This is a genomic window from Bradyrhizobium sp. NBAIM08 (assembly GCF_020193935.1).
GTDB lineage: Bacteria > Pseudomonadota > Alphaproteobacteria > Rhizobiales > Xanthobacteraceae > Bradyrhizobium > Bradyrhizobium yuanmingense.
This window is the reverse complement of sequence record NZ_JADYVR010000006.1, coordinates 335,245-356,685: the sequence shown is the minus strand read 5'-3', so window position 1 is coordinate 356,685 and position 21,441 is coordinate 335,245. Positions and strand designations below refer to the sequence as shown.

General features: G+C 65.6%; 18 protein-coding genes. 8 read left to right on the top strand and 10 right to left on the bottom strand.

Annotated elements, in window-relative coordinates:
• Positions 1-136 precede the first annotated feature (136 nt).
• From I6F37_RS22595 to I6F37_RS22565, 7 genes are all read right to left on the bottom strand, one after another.
• Positions 137-1,351, bottom strand: coding sequence for an acyl-CoA dehydrogenase family protein (locus I6F37_RS22595; RefSeq protein ID WP_036006121.1), 1,215 nt, complete (start codon positions 1,349-1,351; stop codon positions 137-139).
• Positions 1,352-1,646: 295 nt separating this feature from the next.
• Positions 1,647-2,858, bottom strand: coding sequence for an ABC transporter substrate-binding protein (locus tag I6F37_RS22590; protein ID WP_036006122.1), 1,212 nt, complete (start codon positions 2,856-2,858; stop codon positions 1,647-1,649).
• Between the two features lie 223 nt (positions 2,859-3,081).
• Positions 3,082-3,657, bottom strand: coding sequence for an HdeD family acid-resistance protein (locus I6F37_RS22585; protein WP_036006124.1), 576 nt, complete (start codon positions 3,655-3,657; stop codon positions 3,082-3,084).
• A gap of 144 nt (positions 3,658-3,801) precedes the next feature.
• Positions 3,802-4,428 (bottom strand): GTP cyclohydrolase I FolE, encoded by a 627-nt coding sequence (gene folE, locus I6F37_RS22580; protein ID WP_036006126.1) that lies wholly within the window; start codon positions 4,426-4,428, stop codon positions 3,802-3,804.
• Between the two features lie 171 nt (positions 4,429-4,599).
• Positions 4,600-5,493, bottom strand: a complete 894-nt coding sequence (locus I6F37_RS22575; protein ID WP_036006132.1) for an alpha/beta fold hydrolase — start codon at positions 5,491-5,493, stop codon at positions 4,600-4,602.
• A gap of 134 nt (positions 5,494-5,627) precedes the next feature.
• Positions 5,628-6,455 carry an HD domain-containing protein gene (locus I6F37_RS22570; protein WP_036006127.1) on the bottom strand — a complete coding sequence of 276 codons (828 nt, stop codon included), beginning with the start codon at positions 6,453-6,455 and terminating at the stop codon, positions 5,628-5,630.
• 210 nt (positions 6,456-6,665) lie between these two features.
• Positions 6,666-7,565, bottom strand: a complete 900-nt coding sequence (locus tag I6F37_RS22565) for a LysR family transcriptional regulator (RefSeq protein WP_225152737.1) — start codon at positions 7,563-7,565, stop codon at positions 6,666-6,668.
• A gap of 152 nt (positions 7,566-7,717) precedes the next feature.
• Here I6F37_RS22565 and I6F37_RS22560 point away from each other — a divergent pair, with 152 nt between their 5' ends.
• From I6F37_RS22560 to I6F37_RS22540, 5 genes are all read left to right on the top strand, one after another.
• Positions 7,718-8,869: an ABC transporter ATP-binding protein gene (locus tag I6F37_RS22560; protein ID WP_036006137.1), complete on the top strand. Its 1,152-nt coding sequence runs from the start codon at positions 7,718-7,720 to the stop codon at positions 8,867-8,869.
• Positions 8,862-9,809 (top strand): carbohydrate ABC transporter permease, encoded by a 948-nt coding sequence (locus tag I6F37_RS22555; RefSeq protein WP_225152736.1) that lies wholly within the window; start codon positions 8,862-8,864, stop codon positions 9,807-9,809. Before I6F37_RS22560 ends, I6F37_RS22555 begins: the two co-directional genes overlap by 8 nt.
• On the top strand, positions 9,806-10,642 hold the full coding sequence (locus I6F37_RS22550; protein ID WP_225152735.1) for a carbohydrate ABC transporter permease: 837 nt from the start codon (positions 9,806-9,808) through the stop codon (positions 10,640-10,642). The genes I6F37_RS22555 and I6F37_RS22550 overlap by 4 nt, the downstream gene beginning before the upstream one ends.
• Before the next feature lie 28 nt (positions 10,643-10,670).
• Entirely contained in the window at positions 10,671-11,951 is a 1,281-nt protein-coding gene (locus I6F37_RS22545) for an ABC transporter substrate-binding protein (RefSeq protein WP_225152734.1), read from the top strand.
• Between the two features lie 68 nt (positions 11,952-12,019).
• Entirely contained in the window at positions 12,020-12,844 is an 825-nt protein-coding gene (locus I6F37_RS22540) for a phosphodiesterase (RefSeq protein WP_225152733.1), read from the top strand.
• Positions 12,845-12,986: 142 nt separating this feature from the next.
• Here I6F37_RS22540 and I6F37_RS45945 read toward each other — a convergent pair whose 3' ends face one another.
• Positions 12,987-13,574 (bottom strand): helix-turn-helix domain-containing protein, encoded by a 588-nt coding sequence (locus I6F37_RS45945; RefSeq protein WP_051056896.1) that lies wholly within the window; start codon positions 13,572-13,574, stop codon positions 12,987-12,989.
• 776 nt (positions 13,575-14,350) lie between these two features.
• On the opposite strand from I6F37_RS45945, the gene I6F37_RS22530 reads away from it, so the two are divergent.
• Genes I6F37_RS22530 through I6F37_RS22520 form a run of 3 tightly spaced genes read left to right on the top strand, consistent with a single transcriptional unit; the run spans position 14,351 to position 17,960 of the window.
• The gene (locus tag I6F37_RS22530; protein WP_225152818.1) at positions 14,351-14,872 is read left to right on the top strand and encodes a (2Fe-2S)-binding protein; all 522 of its coding nucleotides are present in this window, start codon (positions 14,351-14,353) and stop codon (positions 14,870-14,872) included.
• 2 nt (positions 14,873-14,874) lie between these two features.
• Positions 14,875-15,852 carry a xanthine dehydrogenase family protein subunit M gene (locus tag I6F37_RS22525; RefSeq protein ID WP_036006148.1) on the top strand — a complete coding sequence of 326 codons (978 nt, stop codon included), beginning with the start codon at positions 14,875-14,877 and terminating at the stop codon, positions 15,850-15,852.
• Complete coding sequence (locus I6F37_RS22520; RefSeq protein ID WP_036006150.1) at positions 15,849-17,960, top strand: xanthine dehydrogenase family protein molybdopterin-binding subunit; 2,112 nt, start codon at positions 15,849-15,851, stop codon at positions 17,958-17,960. The genes I6F37_RS22525 and I6F37_RS22520 overlap by 4 nt, the downstream gene beginning before the upstream one ends.
• 74 nt (positions 17,961-18,034) lie before the next feature.
• Here I6F37_RS22520 and I6F37_RS22515 read toward each other — a convergent pair whose 3' ends face one another.
• Positions 18,035-18,913, bottom strand: a complete 879-nt coding sequence (locus I6F37_RS22515; RefSeq protein WP_225152732.1) for a transglutaminase family protein — start codon at positions 18,911-18,913, stop codon at positions 18,035-18,037.
• Positions 18,910-21,423 (bottom strand): circularly permuted type 2 ATP-grasp protein, encoded by a 2,514-nt coding sequence (locus tag I6F37_RS22510; protein WP_109144443.1) that lies wholly within the window; start codon positions 21,421-21,423, stop codon positions 18,910-18,912. Before I6F37_RS22510 ends, I6F37_RS22515 begins: the two co-directional genes overlap by 4 nt.
• Positions 21,424-21,441 lie beyond the last annotated feature (18 nt).

The window sequence follows — 21,441 nt, the reverse complement described above, 5'->3', positions numbered from 1 at the left end:
GCAGGGTCACTCTCGGTCAGCAGTAGTTACTATGTACTACAGTGATCTGAGGCCATACTGGATCGCGGCCAAAGGACTTGCCCGTCGCGGCGCTTCGAAGCGCCGCCGATGCGCAATCCGGCCACGGACCACGGCGCTACCCCATCACCCCGCCGCGCCTGATCAGCTCCTTCCCGACGGCCGCGAGATGCACCTGGTCCGGCCCGTCGCCAATGCGGATGAAGCGGGCGTAGACGTAAGCGCGCGCGAGAAACGTGTCCTGCGAGACGCCGGCGGCGCCGTGGATCTGGATGGCGCGGTCGATGACGCGGGCGGCCATGCTGGGGACCACGATCTTGGCCGCGGCGATCAGGTCGCGCGCGGCCTTGTTGCCCTCGCGGTCCATCTTGTCGGCGGCTTGCAAGGTGAGCAGGCGCGCCTGCGCGATCTCGCAGAAGGAGTGCGCGATGTCCTCGCGTACCGAGCCCTGCTCTGCGAGCGGCTTGCCGAAGGCGACGCGCGAGACCGCGCGCTGGCACATCAATTCCAGCGCCCGCTGGGCGCAGCCGATCAGGCGCATGCAGTGGTGGATGCGGCCGGGGCCGAGCCGGCCTTGCGCGATCTCGAAGCCGCGACCCTCGCCGAGCAAAATGTTCTCCGCGGGGACGCGGACGTTGTCGTAGACGATCTCGGGATGGCCGACCGGCGCATCGTCATAGCCGTAGGTGAGCATGTCGCGGACGATGCGCACCCCACGCGTATTCTTCGGCACCAGGATCATGGATTGCTGGCGATGGCGGTCGAGATGGTCGGGCGCGGTCTTGCCCATCACGATCAGGATCTCGCAATCCTCGTTCATCGCGCCCGAGGTGAACCATTTGCGGCCGTTGATCACGTAGTCGTCGCCGTCACGCCGGATCTCGCACTGGATGTTGGTGGCGTCGCTGGAGGCGACCTGCGGCTCCGTCATCGAGAAGCCGGAGCGGATGCGCCCCTCGAGGAGCGGCTTCAGCCAGCGCTCCTGCTGCGGCTTGGTGCCGTAGTTTGCGAGCACCTCCATGTTGCCGACATCGGGCGCGGAGCAGTTGAAGACCTCGGGCGCCCAGAGGATGCGGCCCATGATCTCCTTCACCGGCGCGTATTCGAGGTTGGTCAGACCCGGCCCGTGCTCGCCGGACAGGAACAGGTTCCAGAGCCCCTGCTCGCGCGCCAGCCGCTTCAGGTCCTGAAGGATTTGCGGAGTCTTGTAGCGTGAAGCTTCCGGCTTGACCTGCTCGTAGTAGAGCTCCTCGACCGGCTCGACATGGGCCTGCATGAACTGGCGAACGCGGTCCTGGAGCTCCAGCGAACGGGCGGAGTGGTGAAAGTCCATGGTGGTCTCCTGTTCGCTACATTTGAGGTCGTCATGCCGGGCTTATCCCGCCTGCGCGGCCGAAGCCGCTTCGGCGAGGCGAAGGCCCGGGCATCCACGTTCTTCGTGCCGCGGGGAAATGCGTGGATGGCCGGGACAAGCCCGGCCATGACGTGATGGAGACATCAGTCTCGTAGGGTGGGCAAAGCGAAGCGTGCCCACGCTCTTTCTCGGTCATCATTGATAGATCGTGGGCACGGCGCAAGTGCGCCTTTGCCCACCCTACGATTTCGCATCCGCCGCGAGAACCCGCCTCTCACGTCCCGCGCAACAGCTCGCTTGCCACCACCCAGTCGTTGCCGTCGAACTGGAGCATGTAGCCGTCCTTGATCGGGCGGAAATCCTGCGGCGTGGTGTTGAGGGTGATGCCGGGCATCAGGAGCGACAGCGGCACGTTCTTCAGATTCGCGGCCTGCGCCATGATGTTCTCGCGCGTCAGGTTGTCCTTGCACTGCTTCAGCAGCGCCACCAGCGCCTCGGCGACGGTGTAGCCGTAGAGGCCGGCGACGTTGTTGATGTCGGCATTGGGCAGGCGCTTCTTCATGAAGTCGATATAGGCCGTCATCGCCGGATCGTCCTTCGGCGCCTCGACGAACGGCTTGAGCGCGCCGAGCGACAGCACGCCCTTGCCGGCCTCCAGGCCAGCGGGCGCCATCACGGTGGCCTTGTTGGCGCAGCCGGAGGCCAGAAAGCGCGTCGGCTGCCAGCCGACCTCGTGCGCCTTGCGGATCGCCTGCGCGCAGGCGCGCGGCGTCACCGAATAGATCATGAAGACGTCGGCCTTGGTATTGGCGAGCGTCAGGACCTGGGAATCGACGGTGGGATCGGCGACCTCGAAGCTCGAGGCCATCGCGATCGCCTTGTCGGCGTCGGCACCGAGCGCCTCCTTGACGCCGCGAAGATATTCCTTGCCGGCGTCGTCGTTCTGGTAGAGCACCGCAAAGCGCGCATTCGGGTTCCTGGCGCGGGCATAGGCGACGTCGATCGCAGCCTCGCTGGTGTAGTTCGGCGCCCAGGGCAGCGCGATCGACCAAGGCATGTTGGCGGGATCGTTCCACTTCGAGGCCGAGCTGATCAGGAAGATCTGCGGCACCTTGTTGCTGTTGAGATATTTTGCGATCGCCGAGCTCGGCGCCGTGCCCATGGTGGCGAAGATGAAGGCGACGCCGTCGCCTTCGACGAGGCGCCGCGCGGCTTCCATGGTCTTGGGCGGCGAGAAGGCATCGTCGAGCGAGATCAGGTTGAGCTTGCGGCCGCCAACGCCGCCCTTCTCGTTGATCTCGTCGAAATAGGCGGAGATCACCCGTCCCGTGATGCTGAGCGGCGATGCCGGGCCGCTATAGGGCATAGTGTTGCCGATCTTGATCTCGGTGTCGCTAACTCCAGGACCGTAGGATTTTTGCGCGGAGACAGGAGCGGACAAGCAGGCGGCAGCCAGCGCTGCGGCCAGGGCCAAAGCGGCTTTCATGGTTTCTCCCCAATGATTGTCGCCGCGGCGAAACGACCGCGCGGCGCGCTGCTTCTTGTCAGCGCGTCAGATCAGCGGAGTTCATCAAGATGGTCTTGCGTCGAGTTGCTGATGGCATCGCCTGAAGCGCGACGAGATTTTGATGAATCGTCATCGTGCGTCAGGTTGTTCTTGACGCATGAGCTTTCCGGAAAACCGCTTCGGCACTTTTCCGGATCATGCTTTAGCCGCGCCGCTTCAAGGCGAAGCCCAAGCTGACCCATCCGGCACCGGCCATGATCAGGTCGATGCCGAGGAACAGGCCGAGGATGTAGACGCTGTTCACCGGCCAGCGCACCAGGATCAGCAGCCCGAGCAGCAGCGTGACGACGGCCGACACCGCCACCCAGCCCCACGGGCTTTCGCGCTTCATGCTGAAGGCGAGAAACAGCCTGACCGCGCCGGAGGCCAGCAGCGAGGCGCCGAGGAACAGCGTGAGCAGAACCGCGGCGAAGAGCGGGTTCGCGAAGGTGAGGAAGCCGGCAACGATGTAGAGCACACCGAGCAAGGCCCAGATCAGGAACTTTCCCCAGCTCTTCATCTGGAATGCGCCGATCACCTCGGTGACGCCGGCGACGATCATCATTGCGCCGACCACGATCACGCTCGCCACCGTTGCCATCACCATGCTGCCGAGCGCGACGAAGCCGGCAATCAGGTAGACGACGCCGAGCGCGACGATCCAGCCCCATTTGGCGTGTAGCGCAGCCATTCCCGAGCCGAGACCGGACGGATGAGACGTATCTGACGCAGTTGTCATGGGCCACTCCTGCATGCGAAGCCCCCGGGCACACGCCATGATAGCACGCACCCGACCGAGACAACACCCAGCAGAGCAGACCTCGCCTGCCGCAACCTTGACGCAAATCAAGATCGAATGCGGCGGGTCAGCGCCGAGCGCAGGTCAATCGTCCGAACTGGCGAGCCCCAGCAGTTCCTGGCGCGTCAGCGCATTGTCGCGGAACACACCCAGCATACGGCTGGTGACGAGATCGGTCCCGGGCTTGTGCGCGCCGCGCGTGGTCATGCAGTGATGCGTCGCCTTGATGATGACGCCGACGCCTTCGGGCTTGAGCACGTCGTTGATGGTGTTGGCGATCTGTGCGGTCATCTTCTCCTGGATCTGGAGCCGTTTTGCGTAGACGTCCACCACGCGTGCGAGCTTGGAGATGCCGACGACGCGCCCCTGCGGAATATAGGCGACCCAGGCGCGACCGACGATCGGCGCCATGTGGTGCTCGCAATGACTCTCGAAGCGAACGCCGCGCAGGACGATCATCTCGTCATAGCCCTCGATCTCCTCGAAGGTCTTTTGCAGGATCTCGGTTGGATCCTGCGCGTATCCGGAAAAATACTCTGCGAACGCGCGTGCAACGCGAGCAGGTGTCTCGCGCAAACCGTCGCGCGCGGGATCATCGCCGGCCCAGCGGATCATGGTCCGGATCGCCTGTTCGACCTCCGCCCTGTCAGGCCGATCGGACGGCGTCTGCGCCACGGCGACACGTTCCAGCTTGCGCACTTGTGACTTCATCAAGCTTCTCCCCTGCAACGAGCCCGCATATGGAAGCGGGCCCACAGCTTGGACCGCCGCAATCGGAAAAGGTTCCTGAAAGTCGGGGAAATTTGGGGAACGGATGGATGGCCTAGTGCCGACCCGCCAATCCCCTCACGATGAGGTGCGCCGAGGGCGCCTCGAGGCCGCCTATGACGCAGCCGCTTTCCGCACGTCGATCACGGCCTGCGCCCATTCGGCGGGCCGCTCCTGCGGCAAATTGTGACCGGCATCGGTGAAGACGCGCCGCTCGAAAAATCCCTCGAACTTGCGCGCGTGGTGGGCGGTGCCGGAATTGACGCCGTCGCTGTCGCCGTCGATCGCGATCGTCGGGACGCGGATCGTCGGCTGCGCGGCGAGCTTTGCCTCGATCCCCGCATAGGCGGGATCGCCGGCCACGAGCGCGTAGCGATGGCGGTAGGAATGGATCACGACATCGACGAAATCGGGATTGTCGAAGGACACGGCGCTTGTCTCGAACGTCGCGTCGTCGAAGGCCCATTTCGGCGACCACATCGTCCAGAGCTGACGGGCAAAGCCGCGGCGGTTGCGCTGCAGCGCGCGGCGGCCGCGCTCGTTGTGGAATAAATATTGATACCAGAACGCCGCCTCCTCCGGCGGCGAAGCCGGCTCCATGGCGAGGGCGATGTTCTGGATATTGTAGGAATTGCCGGAGACGAGACCGACCACGCGCTCCGGATAGAGCGCCGAGACCACACAGGCGGCACGCCCGCCCCAATCGTAGCCGCCGACGACGGCGCGCCTGATACCGAGCGCATCCATGAAGGCCAGGAGATCGGCACCTAACGCCGCCTGCTCGCCGGAGCGCAGCGTCTCAGCGAAGCGAAACCGCGTCGGCCCGTACCCGCGCAGCCAGGGCACCAGCACGCGTGCGCCGGCCTCGGCGAGGATCGGCGCGGTCTCGGCATAGGCGTTCGCGTCATAGGGAAAGCCATGCCCCATGACGCAGGGCCAGCCGTCCGGCGCACCGTATTCGCGATAAGCGATGTCGAGGATATCAGTGGTGATGGTTTTTTGTTGCATGATTTGCTCACGGATGATCTCGTTGCGCAGAGCTCTTGTAACCCGCATGGAGCGAAGCGCAATGCGGGGACGCCTGTATCCGCGAATCCCGGATTTCGCTTACGCTCCGTCCGGGCTACGAGGCTACAAGGCGCCTATTTCTGCGGACCGGACAGCGAGATGTCACGTTCGGCGCGGAACACGTTGCTGTAGAGGTTGGCGATCCATTGCCGGCCGATCTCGGTCTTGTTGAGATAGCCGATCTCGGTCTGGATGTGCGGAGCAACGCTGTTCCAATAGAATTGCGGGTAGCGGTTCACGATGTCGGCGGGCGAGTCGTAGCCGAGCTGGCGGTTGATGCCGACCTCCTCGAACTCGTAATAGAGCGCGTTGGCCTTGCGCAGATAGTTGGGATCGCCGAGCTGGCCGATGAAGTCGGCCGCACGCAGGATCGAGGCTTCGTCGTCGTATTCCTGGCCTTCACGGGCGGGAAAGCGCGTCCCCTCGATGGCGCGGGCAACGCGCTCCGGATCGACTCCCGGGATATGGCGGAGCCGCCGCGTCACATACAGCTTCGAACGGTCGACGTGGTACATCATCAGGCTCGCGTCCGACGCGCCGCGCGGCAACGAGATCTTGGTTTCGGCCGCATCGATGACGAAACCGTCGGCGTCGTCCTCCTCGAACAGCCCGCGGACATAGCCGATGTCGTGGGCGAGGCAGGCGATCAAGACATGAACGTAATCTTCCGCCGAAAGATGGGTATGAAGGCTTCGGCCGCGGAGGATCGCCTGGGCGGCCAGGGTCACCAGCATCGTATGCTCGATATTGTGGTAGAGCGCATCGCTGTTGCCGATGCATTCCATCGCGGTACGGGTTGCGCTGGCAACGATGCTTGCGGAAGTCTCATCGTACCGGCGGCGCATGAAGTTGCCGAGGAACTGCTCCAGCGATTCAGCTGCCAATCTGGGTAAGGTTATCATGGACGCAGCCCCGTCCGCCGCTGGTATCCCATGCCATCTCCCGACGTCTCATTCTTGTCGTCGACGCAGCGGGGAGCATAGCCCATCTTGGGCCGGGTAACCAAACTTCGGGGACGGAAAATACGCAAATACCTTACCGTCCCGCTGCGCAACATCACGGTTGCCGTCACAGTTCAGCACAACCCAAAGCGGCGGGAAGGCGGCCGCCGCTCAGGGCGCGGCCAGGATATCGGCGCCGTCGGCCGGGCGCGAAAGGCTTCGGGCCAGGTAGAACAGCTCGACCAGCTTGCCGCGCTTGCCCGCCAGCGAGAAGATGTATTCGGGCGTCTCCGCCTCGATTTCCGCGATCGCCACCTTCGCGATCCGGTCGATGCGGCTCGAGCCGTGCTCCCAGACGAAGCCGACGCCAAGCCGGTTGGCCACCGCCTCCAGCATCCCCTCGCGCGTATTGACGATGATCGCCGGACTGGCGCGCAGGTTGAGGGCGCGAAACGCCCGGTCGACGGCGCGCTGGGTCGCGGAATCCCGGGTCCGGAACACCAGCGGATATTGCATGAGGCCGGCGATGGACACGCGCGACTGGCGGCTGAGGTCGTGAACGGGATGGCAGATCGCAACGACGCGTTGCTGCACGCAGGGCTCGCGCCGGAAGCGGTTGTCCTGCGGCACCTCCGGCAGTACGGCGACGTCGACGCGCTGGTCGACCACCGCGGCCATGATCGCCGACCAGCTGCCGATCTCGATGTTGATCTGGATCTTCGGATAGAGATTGCGGAACGCCGCGATCAACGCCATGCCGGGCATGGCGTTGCCGAGCCCGATGCGAAGCTCACCCCCCGTGAGCTCGTCGCGCTGCTGCAGGATGGCGAGCGCATCCGCCTCGACCGCCTGCATGCGGCTCGTTGCGGCATAGAGCCGCCGGCACAGCGACGTCGCGATCAGGGTCTGGCCGTGTCGGTCGAACAGCGCCACCCCGAACTCGGCCTCCAGATCCCGCACCAGCTGCGCAACGGCCGGCTGCGACACCCCGAGCCGCCTTGCCGCAGCGGCAAAGCTGCCGGTCTCGAACACCGCATTGACCGCCCGGACACGCGACGACGTCAACGCCACAACAAGCAACCCAAGATCGTTCTTCCCCGTCTTCCGGACCTGAAAGCAAAACTTGGGACGACCATAAGCCGGGCCATTGACCGTTATGTGAATGTCAGACGCGCTTCCTACTCCTCGTGCGCCGCAAACGGACCAGCAGGGGATCAGCGCGCATGGCGCAAATCGAACTATCCGCAATCCGCAAGTCCTTTGACGGCACCGACGTCCTGAAAGGCATCGATTTCCGCATCGCCGACGGCGAGTTCATCTCGCTGGTCGGCCCGTCCGGCTGCGGCAAGTCGACCCTGCTTCGCATCATTGCCGGGCTCGAGCCGCAAAATTCCGGCGAGGTCCACATCGACGGCCGCGCCGTGGACGGCATTCGCCCGAGCGCGCGCAACCTCGCGATGGTGTTCCAATCCTATGCGCTTTATCCGCATTTGAGCGCCTTCGACAACATCGCGGTGCCGCTGCGGATGCGGCGCCTCTCCGCGATCGAGCGACTGCCGCTACTGGGTGCGCTGCTGCCGGGCCGGCGCGCCAAGGAACGGCACATTCGCGCCGACATCGAAGGCATCGCCGAGCAGCTCGACATCACCCCATTGCTGCGGCGCAAGCCCGGACAATTGTCCGGCGGACAGCGGCAACGCGTCGCGGTCGGACGCGCCATGGTGCGAGAGCCGGTCGCCTTCCTGTTCGACGAACCGCTCTCCAATCTCGACGCCAAGCTGCGCGTCCACATGCGCGCAGAGCTCGCCGAGCTGCATCGCCGCCTCAAGGCAACGTTCGTCTACGTCACGCACGACCAGGCCGAGGCGATGACGATGTCGAGCCGGATCGCCGTCATGATGGGCGGTGAGCTGATCCAGGCCGGCACGCCGGCCGAGATCTACAACGAGCCCGGCGACATCCGCGTTGCCGAATTCATCGGCAGCCCCAAGATCAACGTTCTCCCCGGCCGGATCCGCAAGGACGGCGGCGTCGATGTGCTGGGGACCGCCTTGAAACTTACGTGCAATGCGGCGGCCGGCGATTGCCGCATTGGGGTCCGTCCGGAGCGGATCGAGCTCGGCACCGGGCCGTTCTCCGGAACCGTCGTCCATCTGGAGAATCTCGGCGCCGAGGCCTTCGTGCATCTCGCGGTCGAAGGCACCGGGTCGCGCCAGATCGCGCGGCTCGCGGACGTCAAGCATTTACCGGCGATGGCAAGCTCCGTCGCCTTCGGCTTCGCACCTGACGCGGTGCGGATGTTCGATCCGGCCGGGAAACGGATCGAGCTCAGAATGGAGCAGGCCGAGCGCATCCGTGAGCCCGCCCATGTCTGACGGCTCCATCACCATCGGGGCGACTGTTGCTCCCGCGGGCACGACGAGGCGCACGCTGCCGGCCCATGGCAGCAGGCGGAGCCATGCCGCCTACGCGCTGGTGACGCCGGCCGCCGCGCTCATGCTGGTCATGCTGCTCGGTCCGCTCGCCGGCGTGATCGCCCTCTCCTTCACCGACTATCAGCTCGGCGCGCCGCATTTCTCCTGGATCGGGCTCGCCAACTACCAGGACCTGTTCGCCGACAAGGTGTTCTGGACCGCGCTGCGCAACACGCTGACTTACGTCGTGATCGTGGTGCCCGGCGCCGTGATCGCCGGCCTTGCGATCGCGCTTTTGATCCAGAGCGGCACCAGCCTGCGCAGCCTCTACCGGACGATCTATTTCCTCCCCGTGATGGCGACCCTGATCGCGATGGCGGTGGTGTGGGAATTCATGCTGCATCCGCAATTCGGCCTGGTGAACGGGCTTCTCCGCGGCGCGGGCCTGCCGGCCTTCGCATGGCTCCAGGACCGCAGCACCGCCCTCTATGCGCTGTGCGCGATCGGCATCTGGCAGGCCGTCGGCTTCAACATGGTGCTGTTCCTCGCCGGCCTCGTCTCCATTCCCAAGCAGCTCTACGAGGCGGCCGAGATCGACGGCGCCTCGAGCGGCTGGGCGCGCTTCCGCCTCGTGACCTGGCCGATGCTGGGGCCGGTCACGACCTTTGTCGTCGTGATCTCCGGCATCCGCTCGTTCCAGGTGTTCGACACCGTGCACGTCTTGACCAAGGGCGGCCCGTCGAAATCCACCGAGGTTCTGATCCACACGATGTACACGGAAGGCTTCGAGTTCTTCCGCTCGGGCTATGCCGCGGCCATCACCGTCGTCTTCCTCGTCTTCGTCCTCCTGCTCACGCTGATCAAATCGAGGCTCGCCGATCGCGGCGTGCACTACACATGAGCAACGCGCATCCCAGCCCATTCCGGGCGATCCTCCGCCACGTGCTCCTGATCGCGGGCGCCGCGGTGATGCTGGCGCCGTTCATCTGGATGATCTCGACCGCGTCCAAGCCGCAGACCGAGATCTTCTCCAGCGAGTTGCACCTGATCCCCTACCGGTTCGCGCTGATGGAGAACCTGCGCGAGGCCTTCGCCAAGGCCAATCTGCTGCGCTTCCTCCTCAACGGAATCATCGTCACGGTCTCGATCTTCGTGCTGCAGGTGATGGTGGCGCTGCCCGCGGCGTACGCGCTCGCAAAGCTTCGCTTCCTCGGCCGTGAGACGATGTTCGAGCTCGTGCTGTTCGGGATCCTGATCCCGCCACAGGCGACCGCGGTCCCGGTCTTCCTGCTGCTGCACAAGGCCGGGCTGCTGGACAGCTATGCCGCGCTGGTCCTGCCCTTCACCATCTCGGTGTTCGGCATCTTCCTGATGCGCCAGTTCTTCAAGACGGTGCCCGACGATCTCGTCGACGCCGCGCGCATGGACGGCATCTCCGAATTCGGCATCGTCTGGCGGGTGATGCTGCCGGCCGCGATTCCCGCAGTGACCGCCTTCGGCATCTTCTCCGTGGTCGCGCATTGGAACGACTATTTCTGGCCACTGATCGTGCTCAACAGCGAGCACTTGCGCACGCCGCCGCTCGCGGTCGCCCATTTCCGCAACAGCGAGGCCGGCACCAGCTACGGCCCGCTGATGGCGGCGGCGATCGTGATCATCGCGCCGCTCGTCATCGCTTTCCTCTTTGCCCAGCGCCGTTTCATCGAGGGCATCACCCTCACCGGGATCAAGTAGCCACGTCACCTCAAACAAGGAGTCTATCATGCTGAAGACCATCATCGCCGCGGCGGCTCTGTCGCTTGCGGCCGGATCTGCGCTCGCGCAGACAAAGACCGAGATCGTGATGCAATATCCCTATCCGGAGCTGTTCACCGAGACGCACAAGCGCATCGCCGAGGAATTCGCCAAGGTGCGCCCGGAGATCAAGGTCACGATGCGGGCGCCTTACGAATCCTACGAGGACGGCACCCAGAAGGTGCTGCGCGAGGCCGTGACCAATCAGATGCCTGACGTCTCGTTCCAGGGCTTGAACCGCATCCGCGTCCTAGTCGAGAAGAACATCCCGGCCGAGCTCGACGGCTACATCGCCGCGGAGAAGGATTTCGACAAGCAGGGCTTCCACCAGGCGATGTTCGACATCGGCACCGCCAGCGGCAAGGTCTACGCCCTGCCCTTCGCGATCTCGCTGCCGATCGTCTACGTCAACCTCGACCTGGTCAAGCAGGCCGGCGGCGACGTGAACAATCTGCCGAAGAGCTGGGACGAGCTGATCGCGCTGGCCAAGAAGATCAAGGCGCTCGGCAACGACACCAACGGCGTCACCTATGCCTGGGACATCACCGGCAACTGGCTGTGGCAGGCGCCGGTGTTCGCGCGCGGCGGCACCATGCTCAATGCCGACGAGACCAAGGTCGCGTTCGACGGAGCGGAAGGCAAGTTCGCCATCAATACGATCGCGCGGCTCGTCAACGAGGCCGGCATGCCCAATCTCGACCAGCCGTCGATGCGCGCGGCGTTCGCGGCCGGCAAGACCGGCTTCCACGTCACCTCGACCTCGGACCTCAACAAGGTCACGCAGATGACCGGCGGCAAGTTCGCGCTGAAGACGATTCCGTTCCCGGACGTCGCCTCCACCAAGGGCAGGCTGCCGGCCGGCGGCAACGTCGTGCTGATCCTCGCCAAGGACAAGGCCAAGCGCGATGCCGCCTGGGAAGCGGTGAAATTCTGGACCGGCCCCAAGGGCGCCGCGATCATGGCGGAGACCACCGGTTACATGCCGCCGAACAAGGTTGCCAACGAGGTCTATCTGAAGGACTTCTACGTCAAGAACCCCAACAACTACACCGCGGTCAGCCAGCTCGCGCTGCTCACCAAATGGTACGCCTTCCCCGGCGACAACGGCCTGAAGATCACCGACGTGATCAAGGATCATCTCAATTCGATCATCTCGGGCGCCCGCGCAAAGGAGCCGGAGGCCGTCCTCGCCGACATGACGGCTGACGTGCAGAAGCTGCTGCCGAAGACCACAGGCGCGGCGCGCTGACCATCCTCACATCCCCCGGCACGGGACGCCCTCGGCGCCCCGTGCCGCCTCGATGACCGGAGCTGGCGATGAAACTGCTGCATCTGAGCGACATTCACCTGACGGCGCCCGGTGCGACCATCGGCGGCCGCGATCCGCGCGTCAATTTCGAGCGGGCGCTGGCGCATGCGCTGCACGATCATCACGACGCCGAATTGATGGTGATCACCGGCGACCTCTCGGATTGGGGCGATCTCGCCGATTATCAATGGCTCAAGCAGCGCCTCGACGCATATCCGCTGCCGGTGCGGCTGTGCATCGGCAACCACGACCGGCGCGCCGCCTTCCTGAGCGTGTTCCCCGACCTCGCCGACGAGAACGGCTTCGTCCAGGGCATCCACGATACGGCTGCCGGCCGCTGCCTGTTCCTCGACACCGCCCATCCGGAAACGCACGCCGGCCGCTATTGCGACGATCGTCTCGGCTGGCTCGAGGCCCGGCTTACCGAGCATGACGGGCCGTTCCTGCTTTTCATGCACCATAACCCGATGCCTGTGCATCTCGTCCCGTTCGACCAGATCGGCCTGCTCGACGAAGCTCCTTTCCGCCATCTCGTCAGCCGTCATCGTGCGAAGATCCGCCACGTCTTCTTCGGGCATTGCCACTTGCCTCTCGCAGGCTCGATTGCAGGCGTCCCCGTCTCGTCGCTGCGCGGCACCAACCATGCGAGCTTTCCGCTGTTCTCCGAGACGCAGCTGCTGAGCGCCTGCGACCTGCCGCAATCCTACGGCGTCGCATTTTTCGGGGAGGACTATGTGACCGTGCACATGGTGGAATACGGCTACGACGGTCCGATCCGCATCCAAGGTTCGCCCGACTACAAGGCCTGGGATCGCGAGACCATGGTGCGGTGACGGCGAGCGCCGACCCTTTCCAGGGGCGCGTATTCATAAGCCCGCGCTGCACTCCTTGGAGAGTCCGCTCCACCTCGATAGCAGCGCGCTGGCGTCCTCGCCCGGGTCGGAGATGGGCCAGAAGCTGACATCCGATGTGAGGCTACAAGGATCGGCGGAAATTTCGCGGCGTCGTGCCGACAATTCTGCGGAAAGTCTGGGCGAAAGCCGACGGCGTTGAATATCCGACTGCGAGCGCAACTTCACTGATCGATAGATTTGGATCATTCAGCAGGCGTTGTGCAAGCAACATGCGTTGCCGAGTTAGCCAGACATGCGGCGTCAATCCTGTCGAGAGACGGAACGCCGAGCAAAAATGATAGCGGCTGCGGCCGACCAGGGACGCTAGTTCGTCAAGGCCGATCGGCTTGTCGAGATGCGCCAGCATGTATTCGGTCACACGCCTGAGCTGCCAGCGCGCGAGCCCGCCGCGAGTATAAGCGAGGCTCTGCGGCAGCTGCACTATGCTGTGCGAACGCAATAGCTGGATGCAGAGTAGGTCAACCGCGCGATCGACCAGCAACTTTGCCGAAGGATCGACAATGACGTCGGGGTCGCTGAGGATTGCAAGAAGCTGTGAGGTCACAGCGTCTTCGCTGCCGACGCGTGGCGCCAGCTCTACCTTGCCTCGCCCACCGATGAGTGTTCGGCAATGCTCCAGTCGTTCGTTGGTGAGATAGACATGGGACACGTGGAGCGGTCCTTCAACTTCCCAATCTCCATCATGCCGGTCGGGAATCACAGTGATAGAATTCGGCCGCAGCGGGGCAGAGAGCCGCCGTCGCTCAACCGTCCACGCACTGTGCTGAGGCTCTCCATAGTAGGTGCCGACAAGGTGTCCGGGCATGCCTGGGGCATAGCCATAACGCGTGCCGCGAACAAAACGATGAGTAAGTTGTGTGCCGCAGTTTAACTGGATGGGTGCCAAAGGCGGCGGGGCTTCCGATAGCAGCCGGACCATCGTCTGAAAAGGATTTCGATCAGGCATCGCTTTGGTTATGTCATATTTGGCCGCACCCGCGACAGGCGCTTCATCGACATACCATGTTTCACGACATGGCGGGAATGGAAGCTGCGGTCGAAATGTCGCAATGTCTGGCTGATTGCACAAATAGTGCGCATGATTGACTTCGCGGTATCGAGACAACTCCGATGGCAAGTGGCACGTGGGTTGGGCTTGATCTCATTGCGCCCGGTCTACCACTCACAGCTGGGCTGCCTTGGCCGCGATGGGCGAGAAGCAGAGTCCACAGGCGCGGGCGCCACTTCGTCGCAAGATTGCGATAGTCGCCGCAATATCGGAACGGTGCGTCCGTCGGGATCATGGCCTACTGGGCCGGATCATCCGAGGGGATCCCGACCACCATGACAAACCAAGAACCGTTCGCCGCCGGCGCTGCTGAGACCGAAAGCACGCGGGGCGGAGTATCGCGCCGTTCGCTCCTGCTGACTGTCGGCGGAGCGGCCATGGCGGTGGTGCCCCAGGTTACCGCGCAACCCGCATCCGAAAGCAAGCCCGCTGCATCGACGGCACGGGTTCGTCTGAACGTGAACGGAACGAGACAGGAGCTCGACTTGGATACGCGGCAATCCCTGCTCGACCTTCTGCGCGAAGATCTCGGTCTCACCGGTACGAAGAAGGGCTGCAATCAGGGCGCCTGCGGCGCTTGCACCATCCTTCTCAACGGCAGGCGGGTCGTGTCGTGTCTGACGCTGGCTGCGATGCATGACGGGGCCATTGTCGAGACGATCGAGGGTCTCGAGAAGAATGGTGAGCTTCATCCGCTCCAGAGCGCATTCGTCGAGCACGACGGCTTGCAGTGCGGCTTCTGTACCCCCGGGCAGATCATGTCGGCCGTCGGCTGCATCGCCGAAGGCCATGCGGGCTCGCCGGAGGACATTCGGTTCTGGATGAGCGGCAATATCTGTCGCTGCGGGGCGTATCCCGGGATCGTCGCCGCCGTTGCCGACGCCGCCAAGAGGATCTGACCATGCTCCCGTTCACGATCGAGAAGGTGACCTCCATCGAGGCCGCCGTCGCCGCCGCATCCTCCGGAGGCCGCCTCATCGCCGGCGGCACGACATTGGTCGATCTCATGCGCGACGAGGTGGAGCAGCCACAGCAGCTCGTCGACATCAACGCGCTTCCGCTGTCCGGTATTCGCGTCGACCGGTCCGACCTCGTCATCGGCGCGCTCGCGCGGATGGCCGACATCGCCGCCCATTCCGATGTTCAGCGTCTTTACCCGCTGATCTCCGAGAGCCTGATCGAGGGCGCCTCGCCGCAACTGCGCAACATGGCCTCGATCGGCGGCAACCTGCTCCAGCGCGTGCGCTGCCCCTACTTTCGGATGCTCGACGCATCCTGCAACAAGCGCAGCCCTGGCTCGGGTTGCGCCGCACGCGACGGCCTGAATGCCGGTCACGCCATTCTCGGCACCAGCGATCACTGCGTGGCGACGCACCCCTCGGACGTTGCGGTCGCGCTGGTCGCGCTCGATGCCACTATGCGGGTCAGGGGGCCGAAGGGCGAGCGCACTTTCCCGGTCGAGGAGCTGTTTCGCTTGCCCGGCGACACTCCCCATCTCGAACACACGCTGCTGCCGGGCGAGCTCATCGTTGAAGTGCGGGTCCCCGGGGGGCCTGATAGCCGCCGGGCGCGCTATCTCAAGGTGCGCGACCGCGCGTCCTACGAATTTGCGCTGGTCTCCGCGGCAGCGGCGCTCGACGTCGTGGACGGCGTGATCCGCGGCGCGCGGCTCGCGGTTGGCGGGGTTGGCACCCGACCTTGGCGCATGCGCGCGGTGGAAGCGGCGCTGATCGGCAAGGTACCGGGCCGGCAGGTGTTTGAGGCGGCCGCCCGATCGGCGTTGGAAGGGGCCCGCCCGCTGTCCGGCAATCATTACAAACTCGAACTCCTGCCGCGGACGATCGTCCGCGCCTTCGAAATGACGGGAGGAATTGCATGACCATCAGCGTCATCGGACAGCCGCTGCCCCGCGTGGATGGCCGTGCCAAGGTCACGGGCTCCGCGCGGTACGCGGCCGATTTTAATCAGCCCGGCCAGGCCTATGCCGTGATCGTCAGCGCCACAATAGGGCTTGGACGAGTGACCGGCGTGGACAGCGCGGCGGTCGAGAAGATGCCGGGCGTTCTCGCCGTCCTCTCGCATCTCAACGCGCCACGCCTGGCGTACCGCCCGCACAAGAGCTACATCGATCCGGCGACGGGCGAGCGGCTGCATGTGCTGCAGGACGACCATGTGCGTTTCCACGGACAGCCGGTGGCGCTCGTCGTTGCCGCAACCATTGCGCAGGCGGAGCGCGCCGCCGCGGCGCTGCGCCTCACCTACAAGGCCGAGCGGCCAATCATCGATTCCGCAGGTCCCGAAGCCCGTCCCATCGTGCCCGAGGCTGGCAAACAGCCGGACGCCCGGCTGCCCGCCGACAAGGCGCGCGGAAGTGCGGATAAGGCCCTGGCCGACGCGCCGGTGAAGGTCGATGAGACCTATGACATCGCGCGCGAGAACCACAATCCGATGGAGCCGCATGCGACGATCGCCAGCTGGAACGGCGACCGCCTGACGCTTTGGAGCAAGAGCCAGTTCGTCGTCAACGAGCAGGCCGAGATCGCGGCGATCTTCGGTCTGTCGCCCGAAAAAGTGACGGTCATCTGCCCGTTCATCGGCGGGGCCTTCGGGACCTCGCTCAGAACCTGGCCCCATGTGACGCTCGCGGCCATGGCCGCCCGGCACGTGGGGCGCCCGGTGAAGCTCGTCCTGACGCGTAAGCAGATGTTCTTCACCACCGGACATCGGCCGCGCACGGTGCAGAGGATCGCTCTCGGCGCCACGGCGGACGGAACGCTCATCAGCGTGGTGCACGAAGGCACGGGCGAGACCAGTCGCTACGAAGAATTCATGGAAGCTCTGACCTCGGTCACGACGTTCCTCTACTCCTCGCCCAACGTGCGGACGCGCTACCGTCTGGTCCCGCTCGATACCGGAACGCCAAACCACATGCGTGGCCCTGGCGAGGCCAGCGGCGTTTTCGCGCTCGAATGCGCCATGGACGAGTTGGCTTATAAGCTCCGCCTGGATCCGATCGATCTGCGGCGCCGGAACGAGCCGGAGATCGACGAGGGAGAAAACAAGCCCTTCTCCAGCCGATCGCTGATGAAATGCTACGATCTCGGGGCCGAACGGTTCGGCTGGTCGCGCCGTACGCCCGAACCGCGCTCGATGCGCGACGGCCGCCTGCTGATCGGGATGGGAGTAGCCTCGGCAAGCTATCCGGCCTTTCACGCGCCGGCCACCGCGCGGGCGCGGCTGCTTCGGGACGGGACAGCCGAGGTCGAGATCGCGGCCAGCGACATGGGTCCGGGCACCTATACGTCGATGACGCAGGTCGCCGCCGAGACTCTCGGGCTCCCTGTCGAAAAGGTGCGCTTCAGCCTTGGTCGCTCCGATTATCCGCCTGCCCCATCCCACGGCGGCTCTTGGACCATGGCCTCGGTGGGCTCCGCGATCCGCGCTGCCTGCATCGCCGTGCGAGAACAGGCCGCGAAGAGCCGGAACGATCGGCCGATCGAAGCCACGGCGTCGTCTCAACGGGATCCCGAGGCTGCCGCCAGGTTCTCGATGCACTCGTTCGGCGCCGTCTTCGTCGAGGTCGCCGTCGATCCCGACGTCGGCACGATCCGCGTTCGCCGCGCGGTCGGCGCCTATGGCATCGGCCGCGTCGTCAACCCGCGTCTCGCCCACAGCCAATGCACCGGCGGCATGGTCGGCGGCATCGGTATGGCGCTGATGGAGCGCACCGTTCTCGACGCGCGCGACGGCCGGCCGGTCAACGCTCACATGGCCGACTACCTGATGCCCGTCAACCTGGACATTCCCCAGATCGAAGCGCACTTCGTCGAGGAGGCTGATCCGCACGTCAATGAACTCGGGGTCAAGGGTCTCGGCGAAATCGCCCTGGTCGGTATCGCCCCCGCGATCGCAAACGCCGTCTTTCATGCGACCGGCAAGCGCGTCCGCACCCTGCCGATCCGGATCGAAGACGTGCTGACCGCTTAGCGCTGTAAAGAGGGTGGCATACGCCACTCCTGGGCATGTGGTTGTGCTGCATCGAAGAGGCTGACGTACCCACCCTACTCCACCAGCTGCACGTCGACGGCGACGCCGAGCTTCTGCTTGGGCGAGCCGACGATGATGCCGTCGACCGGCGAGACGTCGGAAAAATCGCGTCCCATTGCGAGCACGATGTGATCGTTGCCGATGAGGAGATCGTTGGTCGGATCGAGATCGATCCAGCCAAGCTCGGCCCCGCACCAGAGCGACACCCAGGCATGGGTGGCGTCGGCACCTTGCAGCCGCGGCTGGCCCGGCGGCGGAATGGTGCGCAGATAGCCGCTGACATAGGCCGCCGGCAGGCCGAGCCCGCGCAGCCCGGCAATCATGACATGGGCAAAGTCCTGGCAGACGCCGTGACGCTTGTCGAAGACCTCGTCGAGCGGCGTCGAGATCACGGTCGCCTTCGGATCGTAGCGGAATTCGCCGCGGATGCGTCGCATCAGGTCGACGGCGCCGGCGAGGATGCCCGCGCCGGGCGGAAAGCTCATCCCCGCATAGGCGCTGACCGGGCGCAGCACCGGCACCAGGGGGCTGGCAAAGACATAACCGACCGGCGAGGACGGCCCGAGGCTGGTGGCTTCGAACGCGGTGTCGCGGACGCTCTCCCAGGGCGGGCTGACCGCATCTCGCGCCGGCGGTTTGCGCGACACCGAGACACGCGAGCGCGAGTCGATGCGCAGATTGCGATGCGCGGCTTCGATCGTCACGCTCTCGGTCAACGTGCCGAAGAAGTCGCGCCGCACATTGCGCTCGGCCGGGCGCGGATGGATCTCGACCTCGTGCGAGATCAGTTCCTGGCCGCCGCCGCTTCTGGGCTCCAGCCGCAGCGTGCAGCGGGCGAAGCTGACGGGATTCTCGTACTCGTAGGTGGTGACGTGACGGATGTCGTAGATCACGCCAGCCCCGTCAGCTTTTCCGGCCGGCTGGCATTGGGACCGTGCGGGAAGTAGTGCTGCCCGATCGCCTCGCCGAGGCTGAGCAGATCCTGCTCCAGGGCGAACAGCGTCTTGACCTCGAGCTTCTCGGCCTCGGCGGTCGCGAGCATCGCCTGCATCGCCACGGCGAGACGCTGCGGTTTCTCGATCAGGCCATGCTCCTTCAGGCTCGGCAGCGCCGCAATGTGCTCGTTCAGCGTCGTCACCTGAAACGCCACCGAACGCGGATTGTAGCCGTCGAGCACCGCGAGGTCGCGCACCGGGGCCAGAATGGGCGCCAGCAGATAACGCGAGCGGTAGGTGATCTGGCAATCCACCAGCGTCAGCAGGATGTCGAGATCCTCGTCGCCGGCCTCGTCATAGGCGAACTGGCGGGTGAAGCGCGTGGTGTTGATGGCGCGCTCGATGCGGCGGCCGATATCGAGAAAGCGCCAGCCGGCGGCGCGGTTCATGTTCTCCTGCGCGAGGCCTGCGAAGCTCGCCAGCTCCTGCAGGGTCAGCTCGGCGGCGCTCAGCACGCTGTCGTCGTCCTCCACCTCGATGGCGAGGCGCTCGGCCATCTCGGTGATCACCTGCCAGGCATCGGGCGACAGCCGCTCGCGCAAGGAGGTCGCCGTGCGCTGCGCCGCCCTCACCAGCGACAGGGCCGAGCCGAAACGCTCCGCGCCCTGCAGCGCTTCGGCGACGATACGCCCCGCGGCCGTGCGCGAGGATTGCGAGACCGCGCCCCAGGCGACAAGGAGGCGCTGGATGCGTTCGGCCGATTGCACCGAGGCCGCCGTGCCCTTGTTCGGCCCGCTCGGCGAGCCCAAAGCGCGCACCAGCCGCAGCGTCGCCTCGGCGCGCTCGAGATAGCGGCCGAGCCAGAACAGATTGTCGGCGGCGCGGCTCGGCAGCACGCCAGCGATGCGGCGGATGCGCACCTTGTCGGTCGCCGGCAGCAGCGTCGCGGTCGCGACCTGCTTGTCGGAGACGACCCAGACGTCGGCGGCGCGCGCGCCGTCGCCCATCGACACCGCGCGCGCGTCCGGCTGCTCGGCGATCCGGCAGAAGCCGCCGGGCATGATGGCCCAGCCGTCCGGCGTGGCGGCCGCGAACACGCGCAGCACGAAGGGACGCGGCGTGAGCTGCCCGTGCTCCCACACCGGCATGGTCGAGAGCCGCACCACCTCCTGGCCGACATAGTCCATGCCGCGCGCGCTGATCGCATCGATCAGGCGCTGCCGTCCGCTGGCGTCGAGCTCGCTCGCGAGCACCGGACCATTGCTGTCGAAACCGGGAACGCCGCGCCGATAGGCGCCTTCGATCGCGACCTCGTCGAGCCGCGCCAGCACCTCGTCGCGCGCCACGCGCTGGCCGCACCACCAGGTCGCGATGTGCGGCATCTTCAGGTCTTCGCCGAGCAGGCGGCGGCTCAGCGCCGGCAGGAAGCCGAGCAGCGCCCGCGCCTCCAAAACGCCCGAGCCCGGCATGTTGGCGACGACGACGCCGTCCTTGCGCAGCACGTCGATCAGGCCGGGCACACCGAGCCGGGAGGAGGCATCGAGCTCGAGCGGGTCGAGCGAGTTGGAATCGACCCGGCGCAACAGCACATCCAGCCGCTTCAGGCCGGCGACGGTGCGGATGTGGACGCGGTCGTCGCTGACCGCGAGATCGTCGCCCTCGACCAGCAGGAAGCCGAGATAGCGCGCCAGCGTCGCGTGCTCGAAATAGGTCTCGCTGAAGCTGCCGGGGGTGAGCACGCCGATCCTGGGCTCGTCGCGATCGGCGCGCGCGCGCAAGCTGTCGCGGAACGCCTCGAAGAACGGCGCGACGCGCGGCACGTTCATCGACTTGTAGAGATCGGAGAAGGCGCGCGACAGCACCAGGCGGTTCTCCAGCGCGTAGCCCGCACCTGATGGCGCCTGGGTGCGGTCGCCGAGCACCCACCAGCGGCCGTCGGGCCCGCGGCCGACATCGGCGGCATAGATCGAGAGATAACGTCCGCCGGGCGGCGGCACGCCGCAGACCGGACGGAGATATTCGGGACTGCCGGCGATCGCCGCGGCCGGGAGCGCGCCTTCGGCCACGAGGCGCCCCTCGCCATAAATGTCGCGCAGCACGCGCTCGAGCAGCTCGGCGCGCTGGGTGATGCCGGCGCAAAGCTGCTGCCAGTCGGCCTCGTCGATCAAAAGCGGCAGATGGCTGATCGACCAGGGCCGGTCGGCGCTATCGCCGGGCGCGCGGTAGGTGACGCCGGCCTCGCGGAGATGGCGATCGGCCATGCCGAAGCGGCGCTCGATCTCGTCGGGCGCCAGCGCGCCGAAGGCGTCGAAGAAGCGGCTCCAGACCGCGCGCGGCGCACCGTCGGGCCCCAGGAACTCGTCGGGGATGCCGGGCAGGCGGCTATAGTCGCGGACCCACTGCGCAATCCGCTGCTGGGCATTTGCCCTGCCCGCCTGGTCGTTGTCTTCGGCTGCGCCCTCGCCCATGGGCCTTTCCCTCCCCCA

Bases quoted from the DNA above. Each gene is read 5' to 3' on its own strand.
- I6F37_RS22595 (WP_036006121.1), bottom strand. From the start codon at position 1,351: ATGGACTTTCACCACTCCGCCCGTTCGCTGGAGCTCCAGGACCGCGTT.
- I6F37_RS22590 (WP_036006122.1), bottom strand. From the start codon at position 2,858: ATGAAAGCCGCTTTGGCCCTGGCCGCAGCGCTGGCTGCCGCCTGCTTG.
- I6F37_RS22585 (WP_036006124.1), bottom strand. From the start codon at position 3,657: ATGACAACTGCGTCAGATACGTCTCATCCGTCCGGTCTCGGCTCGGGA.
- folE (WP_036006126.1), bottom strand. From the start codon at position 4,428: ATGAAGTCACAAGTGCGCAAGCTGGAACGTGTCGCCGTGGCGCAGACG.
- I6F37_RS22575 (WP_036006132.1), bottom strand. From the start codon at position 5,493: ATGCAACAAAAAACCATCACCACTGATATCCTCGACATCGCTTATCGC.
- I6F37_RS22570 (WP_036006127.1), bottom strand. From the start codon at position 6,455: ATGATAACCTTACCCAGATTGGCAGCTGAATCGCTGGAGCAGTTCCTC.
- I6F37_RS22560 (WP_036006137.1), top strand. From the start codon at position 7,718: ATGGCGCAAATCGAACTATCCGCAATCCGCAAGTCCTTTGACGGCACC.
- I6F37_RS22555 (WP_225152736.1), top strand. From the start codon at position 8,862: ATGTCTGACGGCTCCATCACCATCGGGGCGACTGTTGCTCCCGCGGGC.
- I6F37_RS22550 (WP_225152735.1), top strand. From the start codon at position 9,806: ATGAGCAACGCGCATCCCAGCCCATTCCGGGCGATCCTCCGCCACGTG.
- I6F37_RS22545 (WP_225152734.1), top strand. From the start codon at position 10,671: ATGCTGAAGACCATCATCGCCGCGGCGGCTCTGTCGCTTGCGGCCGGA.
- I6F37_RS22540 (WP_225152733.1), top strand. From the start codon at position 12,020: ATGAAACTGCTGCATCTGAGCGACATTCACCTGACGGCGCCCGGTGCG.
- I6F37_RS22530 (WP_225152818.1), top strand. From the start codon at position 14,351: ATGGCGGTGGTGCCCCAGGTTACCGCGCAACCCGCATCCGAAAGCAAG.
- I6F37_RS22525 (WP_036006148.1), top strand. From the start codon at position 14,875: ATGCTCCCGTTCACGATCGAGAAGGTGACCTCCATCGAGGCCGCCGTC.
- I6F37_RS22520 (WP_036006150.1), top strand. From the start codon at position 15,849: ATGACCATCAGCGTCATCGGACAGCCGCTGCCCCGCGTGGATGGCCGT.
- I6F37_RS22510 (WP_109144443.1), bottom strand. From the start codon at position 21,423: ATGGGCGAGGGCGCAGCCGAAGACAACGACCAGGCGGGCAGGGCAAAT.